The sequence below is a fragment of the Streptomyces sp. NPDC057854 genome (assembly GCF_042797055.1).
Taxonomy (GTDB): domain Bacteria; phylum Actinomycetota; class Actinomycetes; order Streptomycetales; family Streptomycetaceae; genus Streptomyces.
This window is the reverse complement of the sequence record NZ_JBHVMF010000005.1, coordinates 102,587-114,368: the sequence shown is the minus strand read 5'-3', so window position 1 is coordinate 114,368 and position 11,782 is coordinate 102,587. Positions and strand designations below refer to the sequence as shown.

Below are 11,782 nucleotides of genomic sequence, written 5' to 3'. Positions count from 1 at the left end.
GCGCCCCCGGCGGGCAAGGGTGCCGGGGGCAACGATCGGGAGTACTTGCGTGCGTTACGTTCGCGGGTTCAGGGTTTCGTCGAGGAACTCCCGGACCTGGGCGAGGACTTCGTCCCGGCCGGTGCCGGGGAGGCCGACCGCCACGTGGACGCTGTAGCCGTCGAGGAGGGCGCGCATCCGGGTGGCGAAGCGGTCCGGGTCCACGGGGCGGAACTCGCCGCGCGAGACGCCCTCGGCGAGGATCGCGACGAGGTCCCGGTGCCAGGCGCCCTCGATGGCGGCCTGCCGGGCGCGGGCGTCCTCGTCGGCGTTCTGCGACCGGTTCCAGACCTCCAGCCAGAGCGTCCAGTGCGGGTCGCGCGGCCCGTCGGGCACGTACACCTCGACGTATCCGTCGAGCCGCTCGCGGGAGCTGCCGGGCCCGGAGAGCAGGGCGCCCCGCTCGGCGCCCAGCCGCCCCTCGCTCCACTCCAGGGTCTGGAGCAGCAGCTCGTCCTTGGTGCGGAAGTAGTAGAGGAGGTGGCCGCTGCTCATCCCGACCTGCCGTCCGAGCCCGGCCATGGTGAGCCCGTCGAGCCCCCGCTCGGCGACGGTGTCCATCGCCGCCGCGAACACCTCCTCGCGGGGCGGGGCGGCCTGGTTGCGGCGGCGGGGGGCGGGGGACGGGCTGCTGCTCTGACTCACTCGTACGTTCTACACCGCGGGCTGCTGCTGGGTGATGCAGTGGATGCCGCCGCCCGCGGCGAAGATCGTCCGGGCGTCGACCAGGACGACCTCGCGGTCCGGGAAGAGGCGGCGGAAGATCTCGGCGGCCAGTTCGTCGTGCGGGTCGTCGAAGGCGCAGAGGATCACGGCGCCGTTGCACAGGTAGTGGTTGATGTAGGAGTAGTCGACCCAGTCGCCCTCCTCGTCCTTGAGGACGGTGGGGGCGGGGACCTCGATGACCTCCAGGGGGCGGCCCTGGGCGTCGGTCTGGGCGCGGAGGATGTCCACGTAGAGCCGGGAGCGGGCGTAGTCGGGGTGGGCGGGGTCCTGCTGGCTGTGGACGAGGACGGTGCCGGGGCGGGCGAAGGCGGCGACGATGTCGACGTGGCCCTGGGTGCCGTACAGGCCGTAGTCGCCGGCGAGGCCGTGCGGGAGCCAGATCGCCTTGCTGGTGCCGAGCTTGGCGTGGATCTCCCGCTCGACCTGCTCGCGGGTCCACTCGGGGTTGCGGCCGGCGCCGAGCTGGACGGTGTCGGTGAGGAGGACGGTGCCCTCGCCGTCGACGTGCAGGCCGCCGCCCTCGTTGACGAGTTCGCTGCTCAGTACGGGGACGTCCGCCGCGTCCGCGACGTGGCGGGCGATCTTGGAGTCGTGCTCCCAGCGGGCCCAGTCCTGGGCGCCCCAGCCGTTGAACACCCAGTCCACGGCGGCCAGGGAGGTGCCGTCGGTGACGAAGGTGGGGCCGATGTCGCGCATCCAGGCGTCGTCCAGCTCCCGCTCGACCAGCTCGACGTCCGCGCCGAGGAGCGCGCGGGCGCCCTCCGCGTCGCCGGGGGCGACGACCATGGTCACCGGCTCGAAGCGGCGCACGGCCCGGGCGACGGACGCCCACGCCTCGCGGGCCTCGGCCAGCTCCTCGTCGCTGGTGAAGGTGGGGTTGGGGCTGGGCCAGGCCATCCAGGTCCGCTCGTGCGGGGTCCACTCGGCGGGCATGCGGTACGAAGTCATGGAGGCGGGTCCTAGAGGAAGTAGAGGCGGTTCAGGGAGACGGACTCGGCCGGCTCGGAGCGGATCGGGGAGCCGTCGAGCGAGACCAGGCCGGTGCGGTCGTCCACCTGGACGTCGCCCACGCGGGAGTTGAGGAGGAGGTCGGCGGGGCCGATCCCCCGGGTGCCGCGGACGGGGACGCGGCGGCGCCGGGTCGGCATCCGGTCGCCGCCGAGGTCGACGGCGGCCTGGGCGACGAAGGCGACGGAGAGGTCCGCGGCGGTGGCGCCGTGGGCGCCGAACAGCGGGCCGAGCACGAGCGGTTCGCAGGTGTCGGTGGCGGCGTTGGGGTCGCCCGTGACGCCCCACGCGGGGAAGCCGTTCTTCAGCACCAGCTGCGGCTTGGCGCCGAAGAACTCGGGCCGCCACAGCACGATGTCGGCCATCTTGCCGACCTCGACGGAGCCGATCTCGTGGGCGAGGCCGTGGGCGATCGCCGGGTTGATGGTGAGCTTGGCCAGGTAGCGCAGGACGCGCGCGTTGTCGTCGTGCGCGCCGTCGCCGTCCAGCGGTCCGAGCTCGGCCTTCATCTTCCCGGCCATGGCGAAGGTCCGGCGTACGGTCTCGCCGGCCCTTCCCATCCCCTGCGCGTCGGAGGAGGTGATCCCGATCGCGCCGAGGTCGTGCAGGACGTCCTCCGCGCCCATCGTCCCGGCCCGGATCCGGTCGCGCGCCATGGCGGCGTCGCCGGGGAGGTCGGTCTTCAGGTCGTGGACGGAGACGATCATCCCGTAGTGCTCGGCCACGGCGTCGCGGCCGAAGGGCAGGGTGGGGTTGGTGGAGGAGCCGATGACGTTCGGCACGCCCGCCATCTTGAGGACGTTGGGGACGTGGCCGCCGCCGCAGCCCTCGATGTGGAAGGCGTGGATGGTGCGGCCTTCCAGGACGCGGAGGGTGTCCTCCACGGACAGGCACTCGTTGAGGCCGTCCGAGTGCAGGGCGACCTGGACGTCGTGGTCCTCGGCGACCCGCAGCGCGGTGTCCAGGGCGCGGGTGTGGGCGCCCATGTCCTCGTGGACCTTGAAGCCGGACGCGCCGCCCTCGGCGAGCGCCTCGACCAGCGGGGCCGGGTCGGAGGAGGAACCGCGGGCGAGGAAGCCGATGTTGACGGGCCAGGCGTCGAAGGCGTTGAAGGCGTGCTGCAGCGCCCAGGGCGAGTTGACGCCGACGCCCCAGACGGGGCCGAACTCCTGGCCGATGATCGTGGTGACGCCGCTGGCGAGCGACGCCTCCATGATCCGGGGCGAGAGCAGGTGGACGTGGGTGTCGACGGCGCCGGCGGTGGCGATGAGGCCCTCGCCGGAGACGATCGAGGTGCCGGTGCCGACGACGACGTCGACGCCGTCGAGGGTGTCGGGGTTGCCGGCCCGGCCGATGGCGTGGATCCGGCCTTCGCGGATGCCGATGGAGACCTTGCGGATGCCCTGGACGGCGTCCATCAGCAGGACGTTGCTGATGACGACGTCGCAGGTCTCGCGGACGGCGGCGGCCTTCAGGTGGAGGCCGTCGCGGGCGGTCTTGCCGAAGCCGGCGAGGAACTCCTCGCCGGGCTCCTGGGAGTCGTCCTCGACCCGGACGACGAGTCCGGAGTCGCCGAGGACGACGCGGTCGCCGGCCCGGGGGCCGTGCACGGAGGCGTACTCGTACGGATCCATCAGTCGTCCTCCTTCGGGGCCGTGACGCCCAGGTAGCCGCAGGCGGCCGCGCGGCGCAGCGCCTCTTCCCGCGCGCCGGGCGCGTCCAGCGGCCCGTCGACGAGGCCGGCGAAGCCGATGGCCACGCGGGCGCCGCCGATGGGCACGAGCCCGACCTCGGCGGAGCCGCCCGGGTCGAAGCGGAAGGAGGCGCCGGCGGGGATGGCGAGCCGCATGCCGTAGGCGGCGGCGCGGTCGAAGTCGAGGCGCGGGTTGGCCTCGAAGAAGTGGAAGTGGGAGGTGACGCTGACCGGCACGGTGGCGGTGTTGCGCACCCGCAGGGTGAGCGCCGGCTGCTGCTCGGGGTGGCCGGGGCCGGGCAGCAGGGCGCCGGGGGCTCCGGCGCCGAGGGTGCCGCCGCCGATCGGGTCGGTGACGACGGCGAGCCGGGAGCCGTCGTCGAAGACGGCCTCGACGTGGACCTCGGTCACCACGTCGGCGACGCCGGGCAGCACGTCCTCGGGGCCGAGGACGGAGCGGGCCGCCTCGATGGCCTCGGCGAGCCGCCGGCCGTCGCGGGCCGCCTCGCAGACGGTGTCCGCGATGAGGGCGGTCGCCTCGGGGACGTTCAGCCGCAGGCCGCGGGCCCGGCGGGCCCGGGCGAGTTCGGCGGCGCCGAAGAGCAGCAGCCGGTCGCGCTCGGTGGGGGTCAGTCGCACGTCATGCACCTCCTGTTTGAGCGACACTCTAAATGCTGAGACGGTTCCTTCCAAGCATTGACGGGCGGTCCAGGAACACGCCACATTGAGCGCCACTCAAAAATCCGCTCCCCCGGAGGTCCCATGGCGATCGAACAGCGCGGAGTCGACACCGTCCCCGAGGCCGAACGCACCAGCGGTCCCCGCGACCTGGTCGCGATCCTGCTCGGCTCCAACCTCTGCCTGGGGGTGATCGTCTTCGGCTGGCTGCCGGTCTCCTTCGGCCTCGGCCTGTGGGGCTCGGTGACCTCCGTGGTCGCGGGCACGGTCGCCGGCGTCGCCGTCACCGCCCCGCTGGCGCTGGTCTCCCTGCGGACCGCCACCAACCTGTCCACCTCCTCGGGCGCCTTCTTCGGCGTCCGCGGCCGGCTCGTCGGCTCGGTGGTGGGACTGCTGCTGTCGCTGGGCTACACCGCCCTGACCCTGTGGATCGGCGGCGACGTCATGGTGGGCACCCTCGCCCGCCTGACCGGCCTCTCCACCGGCGCCGGCGCCCACGCGGCCGTGTACGCGCTGCTCGCGGCCGGAACGGCGGTCGCCGCGGTGTACGGCTACCGGCTGCTGCTCCGGCTCAGCAAGGCGCTCGCCGTCGGCATGACCGTCCTGCTCGCGGCCGGGGCCGTGGCGTACGCGGGCGACTTCACCGCCGCGCCGGTGCCGGACACCCCGTACCTGCTCGGCTCCTTCTGGCCGACCTGGCTGCTCTCCGCGGTCGCCGCCGGGCTCAGCGGACCGGTCGCCTTCATCACCCTGCTCGGCGACTACACCCGGTACGTCTCCCCCGCCCGGCACAGCGCCCGGAGCGTCTGGCGGGCCACCTGTCTGGGGCTGCTCGTCGGCCTGCTGGTGCCGCAGCTCTTCGGCACCTTCACGGCGCTCGCGGCCCGCGCCGGACTCGACTACGCGGGGCCGCTGGTCGCCGCCTCCCCCGCCTGGTACCTGGTGCCGCTGCTGCTCGCGGCCGCCGCCGGCTCGGTCGGCAACGCCGGTCTGATGCTCTACTCGATGGGCCTCGACCTGGACGCGATCCTGCCCCGGGCCACCCGGGCGCGCGCCACCCTGGTGGTGGCGGCGGTCGCGACCGGCTTCGTCTTCCTCGGGCACTTCGCCTCGGACGCCCAGTCGGCGATGACCTCGTTCGTGCTGCTCCTGACGGCGATCGGCACGCCGTGGGCGGTCATCACCCTGATCGGGCACGCCCGCTGCCGGGGGGAGTACGACCCCGAGGCGCTCCAGGTCTACAACCGGCGCTCGCGCGGCGGCGCCTACTGGTTCACGGCGGGCTGGCACCCGCGCGCCACGCTCTCCTGGGCGCTCGGCGCGGCGGCGGGCCTCTCGGCGGTCTCCACGCCGCTGTACGAGGGCCCGCTGCTGGCGCTGACCGGCGGGATCGACTGCAGCTTCGTGGTCTCGGGGGTGGTGGGCGGCGCGCTGTACGCCGCCCTGACGCCGCACCGGGCGTCCGGGACCGCACCGGCCCCGGACGCCCTGGCGGCGGACTGAAGCTCCGGGGCGGCTAGCGGCCCAGCTCGTGCATCCAGCCGTGGACGTCCTCGGCCTTGCCGGTCTGGATGGCGAGCAGCGCCTCGCGCAGCCGCATGGTGACCTCGCCGGGCTCGCCGCCCGACTGCTGCCACTCGCCGCGGGCGGACTTGACCGTGCCGACCGGGGTGATGGCCGCGGCGGTGCCGCAGGCGAAGACCTCGGTGAGGGTGCCGGCGGCGCTGTCCGCCTGCCACTGGTCGAGGGAGATCCGGCCCTCCTCGACCTGGTAGCCCAGGTCGGCGGCGAGGGTGAGGAGGGAGTCGCGGGTGATGCCCTCCAGGATGGAGCCGGTGAGGGCGGGGGTGAGGATGCGGTCGCCGTACACGAAGTACATGTTCATGCCGCCGAGTTCCTCGACCCACTTGTGCTCGACCGCGTCGAGGTAGCAGACCTGGTCGCAGCCCTTCTCCGCCGCCTCGGCCTGCGCGAGCAGGGAGGCCGCGTAGTTGCCGCCGGTCTTGGCGTCGCCCATGCCGCCGGGGACGGCGCGGACGCGGTCCTCGGAGGCCCAGATGGAGACCGGCTTGACGCCGCCGGGGAAGTACGGGCCGGCCGGGGAGGCGATGACGACGAACAGGTACTCGTTGGCCGGGCGGACGCCCAGGCCGACCTCGGTCGCGATCATGAACGGGCGCAGGTAGAGCGAGGACTCGCCGCCGTGCGCCGGGACCCACGCCTCGTCCTGGCGGACCAGCAGGTCGCACGCCTCGATGAAGGTCTCGACGGGAAGCTCGGGCATGCCGAGGCGGTGCGCGGAGCGCTGGAAGCGGCGGGCGTTGGCGTCCGGGCGGAAGGAGGCGACGGAGCCGTCGGGGCGGCGGTACGCCTTCAGGCCCTCGAAGATCTCCTGGGCGTAGTGGAGGACGTTGGTCGCCGGGTCGAGGGAGAGCGGGCCGTACGGCACGAGCTCGCCGTCGTGCCAGCCGCGGCCCTCCGTCCAGCGGACGGTGACCATGTGGTCGGTGAAGTGGCGGCCGAATCCCGGGTTGGCCAGGATCGCCTCGCGCTCCTCGGCGGACAGCGGGCTGGAGGAGGGCTTGAGCTCGATCGTGGGCTTCGTCATGAGTGCGTGTCCTTCACCGGTTGTGTGGGTCGGACCGCGCCCACGGCGTGCCCGCATGCCGCGGCCCCACGTTCGATTATCGCCCGGGGGGACCGGTGGACGAAACGGGTGGTCGCGGTGCGGAGGTGCGCGGTCCTGTGAGGGGGAGGGTAGGGGTTCCGGCACCCGGTGGCGACGCATGACGGAGCAGCCGCCGGGTGTCGGTACGACCCGGCGGCTGCTCTGTGGTGTCAGTGAGGCGCGCGGGTCAGCTCGCTACTCGCGCGGCGAGCGCGTCGCCGATCTCGTCCGTGGTGCGGACGGCGGCGCCCCGCTCGGTGAGGTCTGCCTCGACGGCGGCCTCGACCCGGGCGGCCTCGGCCTCGTAGCCGAGGTGGCGCAGCAGGAGGGCGACGGAGAGGACGGTGGCCGTGGGGTCGGCCTTGCCCTGGCCCGCGATGTCCGGCGCGGAGCCGTGGACCGGCTCGAACATGGACGGGAACGCGCGGCTCGGGTTGATGTTGCCCGAGGCCGCGACGCCGATGCCGCCGGAGACGGCCGCGGCGAGGTCGGTGATGATGTCGCCGAACAGGTTGTCGGTGACGATGACGTCGAAGCGGGCCGGGTCGGTGACGAGGAAGATCGTCGCGGCGTCGACGTGCAGGTAGTCGGTGGTGACCTCGGGGAACTCCTGGGCGACCCGCTGGAAGGTGTCGGTCCAGAGGTGTCCGGCGAAGGTCAGCACGTTGTTCTTGTGGACCAGCGTCAGCTTCTTGCGCGGGCGGGCCTGGGCGCGGGCGAAGGCGTCCCGGACCACGCGCTCGACGCCGAAGGCGGTGTTGACGGAGACCTCGGTGGCGACCTCGTGCGGGGTGCCCTTGCGGATGGTGCCGCCGTTGCCGGTGTACGGGCCCTCGGTGCCCTCGCGGACCACGACGAAGTCGATCGCGGGCTGGCCGGCGAGCGGGGTCGCGACGCCGGGCAGCAGCTTCGAGGGGCGCAGGTTGACGTGGTGGTCGAAGGCGAAGCGCAGCTTCAGCAGGAAGCCGCGCTCCAAAACGCCGGACGGGACCGACGGGTCGCCGATCGCGCCGAGCAGGATGGCGTCGTGCTTCTTGAGGGAGTCGAGGTCGGCGTCGGTGAGGGTCTCACCGGTGGCGTGGTAGCGCCGCGCGCCGAAGTCGTACTCCTCGGTCTCCAGCTTCACGTCCTGCGGAAGCACGGCCGTGAGGACCTTGAGGCCCTGGGCCACGACCTCCTGACCGATGCCGTCGCCGGGAATGACTGCGAGATTGATGCTGTGAGACATGGCGGCACCCTACTCTTCGTCCCATCGTCTGACACGCATCGTCCACCATGTGGACGAACGGACAGGCGCCGGGCCGGATCAGTGGCCGGTGGAACCACCGTTGTCACGGCGGTCGAGCGCGCGCTGGAGGGCGGCGGCGGCGTTCTGCCGGGCCTCGTCGCTGGGACGGCCGGCGGAGTGGCGGACACGGGGGGTGGTCTGAGCGGCCATGAGGGATCGACTCCTTGAGATCAGTGGTGATCCGGAACGTGCGGAGATCAGCTGCGACCGGGAGATCGGTGGTGATCGAAGGCGCCGGAAAGGGGCGGGGAGCGCCGCCGCAGGGGTGGCCTGCACGGGGCGTCGCGCTCTCGACCGCCATTCGCTGATGAAGCGAGACGTTCGGCTTCTACAAAGCTAGGGCAGCCGCCCTCATCTGTCTCCACAATTACTCGGACTTCCTACTATCTGAGACGGCGGCGCCCGGGAAGCCGGCCGGGCCACCCTCAGGCCAGGTCGCCGTCCCGCCAGTCGAGGACGAGCGGAGCGGTGGCGGCGGGGAGCGGGCGCCCGCCCGCGGGCCACAGGAAGAGCGCGCCCTCCTCGTCGGGCAGCGGCACGGTCCCGTCGGGGCCGAGGGCCGCGATCCGCCCCTCCCAGAGCCGCCAGCCGCGCACCCGGTAGAGCGCGGCGCCCTCGTCCGAGGCGGAGAGCGCGCCGAAGGCGTGGGTCGCGTCGATCACCCGCTCCAGCCCGTCCATGACGGCCCCGCCGAGCCCCCGGCGCCGCACGTCGGCCCGGACGGCGACCGCCTCCACGTACCCGATCCGGTACGACCGTCCGGCGTGCAGCGCGCGGCGCTGGACCACGGCGCCGTGGGCGGCGATCCCGCGCTCGTCCTCGATCCAGGCGTGCACGCCGCCGAGTGCGTGGTCCCAGTCCTCCGCGGAGAAGTCCCCGCCGAAGGCGGCGTCGAGCAGGGCGCGGACGGCGCGGAGCCGGCCGGTGCCGAGGGCGTGGGTGGGCGCGGTTCTCACGGTCACCCCTCCACCCTCCCACGCCACGCACCTAACCCTTTCAATCATCTTGACAGGTTAGACACCGGCCTGATCGAATCCCTCTGCAACCACTATCGAGCGCTTGAGGGGTTAGAAAGAGATGAGCGTGCTGCCGACCCGCCACCGCACCGTCACCGTCCGGGGCCACGAGATCTTCTACCGGGAGGCCGGGCCGGCCGACGCCCCCGTGCTGCTCCTGCTGCACGGCTTCCCCACCAGTTCGCACATGTTCCGCGACCTCATCCCCCGGCTCGCCGACCGGTACCGCCTGATCGCCCCCGACCACCTGGGCTTCGGCCGCAGTGCCGCACCCGCCGCCACCGACTTCCCGTACACCTTCGCGGAGCTGGCCTCCCTCACCGCCGCGTTCACCGAGGCCCTGGGGCTCGACCGGTTCGCGCTCTACGTCCAGGACTACGGCGCGCCCATCGGCCTGCGCCTCGCCCTCGCCCACCCCGAGCGGATCACCGCGGTCGTCACCCAGAACGGCAACGCCTACGAGGAGGGCCTGGGCGCCGACGCCTGGGCGCCGGTCCTGGCCCTGATCGAGCACCGCACCCCCGAGACCGAGGCCCCGGTCCGGGCCATCCGCTCCCTGGAGGGCATCCGGTGGCAGTACGAGACCGGTGTCCCCGCCCGCTACCGCGAGCTCCTCAGCCCGGACGCCTGGCACCACGACGCCGCCCTCATGGCCCGCGACGGCCAGGACGGCATCCAGCTGGACCTGATCGCCGACTACGGCTCCAACTTCGCCCTCTACCCCGCCTTCCAGGAGTGGTTCCGCACCTCCCGGGTGCCGCTGCTCGCCGTCTGGGGCGAGGGCGACGAGGTCTTCGTCCCGGCCGGCGCCGAGGCCTTCCGCCGCGACCTCCCGGACGCCGAGATCCACCTCCTGCCCACCGGCCACTTCGCCCTGGAGACCCACGCGCCGCGCATCGCCGAACTGATCGGCGACTTCCTGCGCCGCACCGTGGGGGAATGAGTACCGCCCCCGACCCCGGCCTGGGGGGACCGGGGAGGGGGGCGGTGATCAGGGGCCGCTCACGCGGCGGGCGGGCGTCAGCCCATGTGCGGGTAGCCGTACTCGGTCGGCGGGACCAGCGTCTCCTTGATGGCGCGGGTCAGCGTCCAGCGCATCAGGTTCTGCGGGGCGCCGGCCTTGTCGTTGGTGCCGGAGGCGCGGCCGCCGCCGAAGGGCTGCTGGCCGACGACGGCGCCGGTCGACTTGTCGTTGATGTAGAAGTTGCCCGCGGCGAAGCGGAGCTTCTCCATCGTGTACGCGGCGGCGGCGCGGTCGTTGGAGATGACCGAGCCGGTCAGCGCGTAGTCGGAGACCGACTCCATCTGCTCCAGCATGGCGTCGTACTGGTCGTCCTCGTAGACGTACACGGCGAGGATCGGGCCGAAGTACTCGGCCTTGAAGACCTCGTTCTCCGGGTCGGTGCACTCGATGACGGTCGGGCGGACGAACCAGCCCTCCGAGTCGTCGTAGGTGCCGCCGGCGACGATCGTGCAGCTCGGGTCGGCGGAGGCACGGTCGATCGCCGCCTTGTTCTTGGCGAACGAGCGCTCGTCGATGACGGCGCCGATGAAGTTCGACAGGTCGGTGACGTCACCCATCTTGATGCCGTCGACCTCGGCCGCGAACTCCTCCTTGAAGCCGTCGTTCCAGATCGAGGCCGGGATGTACGCCCGCGAGGACGCGGAGCACTTCTGGCCCTGGAACTCGAAGGAGCCGCGGGTCAGCGCGGTCTTCAGGACGGCGCGGTCGGCGCTGGGGTGGGCGACGACGAAGTCCTTGCCGCCGGTCTCGCCGACGATCCGCGGGTAGGAGCGGTACTTCTCGATGTTGGTGCCGACCGTCTTCCACAGGTGCTGGAAGGTCTTGGTCGAACCGGTGAAGTGGATGCCGGCCAGGTCGCGGTGGTTCAGCGCGACCTCGGAGACGGCGATGCCGTCGCCGGTCACCAGGTTGATGACGCCCTTCGGCAGGCCGGCCTCCTCCAGGAGCTCCATGAGGAGCACGGCGGAGTGGGTCTGCGTCGGGGACGGCTTCCAGACCACCACGTTGCCCATGAGGGCGGGGGCGGTGGGCAGGTTGCCCGCGATGGCCGTGAAGTTGAACGGCGTGATCGCGTAGACGAAGCCCTCCAGCGGGCGGTGGTCCAGACGGTTCCACACGCCCGGGGAGTTCGCCGGCGGCTGCTCGGCGAGGATCTGGCGGGCGTACGCCACGTTGAAGCGCCAGAAGTCGACGAGCTCGCACGGGGTGTCGATCTCGGCCTGCTGGGCGGTCTTCGACTGGCCGAGCATGGTGGAGGCGGCCAGCGTCTCGCGCCACGGGCCGGCCAGCAGCTCGGCGGCGCGCAGGATGATCGCGGCGCGGTCGTCGAAGGACATCGCGCGCCACGCCGGGGCGGCGGCCAGGGCGGCGTCGATGGCGTCCTGGGCGTCCTGCTCGGTGGCGCCGCGGAAGGTGCCGATGACCGACTTGTGGTTGTGCGGCTGGACGACCTTGAACTCCTCGCCGCCGCCCATGCGCTTCACGCCGCCGATGGTCATCGGCAGCTCGCGCGGGTTGTCGGCCAGCTCCTTGAGCTTGGCCTCCAGCCGGGCGCGCTCGGGGGAACCGGGGGCGTAGCCGTGCACCGGCTCGTTGACGGGAGCGGGGACCTGGGTCACAGCGTCCATGAGTCTCGTAACTC

General features: G+C 72.7%; 11 protein-coding genes. 2 read left to right on the top strand and 9 right to left on the bottom strand.

Going from position 1 to position 11,782, the window contains the following annotated elements; all coding sequences use genetic code 11:
• Nucleotides 1-54: 54 nt before the first annotated feature.
• The 4 genes from ACFVQZ_RS09900 to ureA all read right to left on the bottom strand — a co-directional run bounded on the left by ACFVQZ_RS09900 (nucleotide 55) and on the right by ureA (nucleotide 4,105).
• Nucleotides 55-600 (bottom strand): TetR/AcrR family transcriptional regulator, encoded by a 546-nt coding sequence (locus ACFVQZ_RS09900; protein ID WP_107645369.1) that lies wholly within the window; start codon nucleotides 598-600, stop codon nucleotides 55-57.
• A 93-nt stretch (nucleotides 601-693) separates the two neighbouring features.
• Complete coding sequence (locus ACFVQZ_RS09895; RefSeq protein ID WP_383620902.1) at nucleotides 694-1,713, bottom strand: agmatine/peptidylarginine deiminase; 1,020 nt, start codon at nucleotides 1,711-1,713, stop codon at nucleotides 694-696.
• A gap of 11 nt (nucleotides 1,714-1,724) precedes the next feature.
• Nucleotides 1,725-3,407, bottom strand: coding sequence for an urease subunit alpha (locus tag ACFVQZ_RS09890; RefSeq protein ID WP_383620900.1), 1,683 nt, complete (start codon nucleotides 3,405-3,407; stop codon nucleotides 1,725-1,727).
• On the bottom strand, nucleotides 3,407-4,105 hold the full coding sequence (gene ureA, locus ACFVQZ_RS09885) for an urease subunit gamma (protein WP_383620898.1): 699 nt from the start codon (nucleotides 4,103-4,105) through the stop codon (nucleotides 3,407-3,409). Before ureA ends, ACFVQZ_RS09890 begins: the two co-directional genes overlap by 1 nt.
• 123 nt (nucleotides 4,106-4,228) lie before the next feature.
• Between ureA and ACFVQZ_RS09880 the strand changes: the two genes are divergently transcribed.
• Nucleotides 4,229-5,647, top strand: a complete 1,419-nt coding sequence (locus tag ACFVQZ_RS09880; protein WP_383620896.1) for a cytosine permease — start codon at nucleotides 4,229-4,231, stop codon at nucleotides 5,645-5,647.
• A gap of 13 nt (nucleotides 5,648-5,660) precedes the next feature.
• Here the strand turns inward: ACFVQZ_RS09880 and ACFVQZ_RS09875 are convergent, their stop codons facing one another.
• The 4 genes from ACFVQZ_RS09875 to ACFVQZ_RS09860 form a co-directional block, all read right to left on the bottom strand.
• On the bottom strand, nucleotides 5,661-6,752 hold the full coding sequence (locus ACFVQZ_RS09875; RefSeq protein ID WP_030492476.1) for a branched-chain amino acid aminotransferase: 1,092 nt from the start codon (nucleotides 6,750-6,752) through the stop codon (nucleotides 5,661-5,663).
• A gap of 247 nt (nucleotides 6,753-6,999) precedes the next feature.
• Nucleotides 7,000-8,040 (bottom strand): 3-isopropylmalate dehydrogenase, encoded by a 1,041-nt coding sequence (locus ACFVQZ_RS09870; RefSeq protein ID WP_030492477.1) that lies wholly within the window; start codon nucleotides 8,038-8,040, stop codon nucleotides 7,000-7,002.
• Nucleotides 8,041-8,118: 78 nt separating this feature from the next.
• The gene (locus ACFVQZ_RS09865) at nucleotides 8,119-8,250 is read right to left on the bottom strand and encodes a hypothetical protein (protein ID WP_321192348.1); all 132 of its coding nucleotides are present in this window, start codon (nucleotides 8,248-8,250) and stop codon (nucleotides 8,119-8,121) included.
• Between the two features lie 275 nt (nucleotides 8,251-8,525).
• A complete protein-coding gene (locus ACFVQZ_RS09860) occupies nucleotides 8,526-9,104 on the bottom strand; it encodes a GNAT family N-acetyltransferase (protein ID WP_383620894.1) in 579 nt (192 codons plus the stop codon).
• Between the two features lie 73 nt (nucleotides 9,105-9,177).
• Between ACFVQZ_RS09860 and ACFVQZ_RS09855 the strand changes: the two genes are divergently transcribed.
• Nucleotides 9,178-10,059, top strand: coding sequence for an alpha/beta fold hydrolase (locus ACFVQZ_RS09855; RefSeq protein WP_383620892.1), 882 nt, complete (start codon nucleotides 9,178-9,180; stop codon nucleotides 10,057-10,059).
• A 77-nt stretch (nucleotides 10,060-10,136) separates the two neighbouring features.
• Here ACFVQZ_RS09855 and pruA read toward each other — a convergent pair whose 3' ends face one another.
• On the bottom strand, nucleotides 10,137-11,768 hold the full coding sequence (gene pruA / locus ACFVQZ_RS09850) for an L-glutamate gamma-semialdehyde dehydrogenase (RefSeq protein WP_383620890.1): 1,632 nt from the start codon (nucleotides 11,766-11,768) through the stop codon (nucleotides 10,137-10,139).
• Between the last annotated feature and the right edge of the window lie 14 nt (nucleotides 11,769-11,782).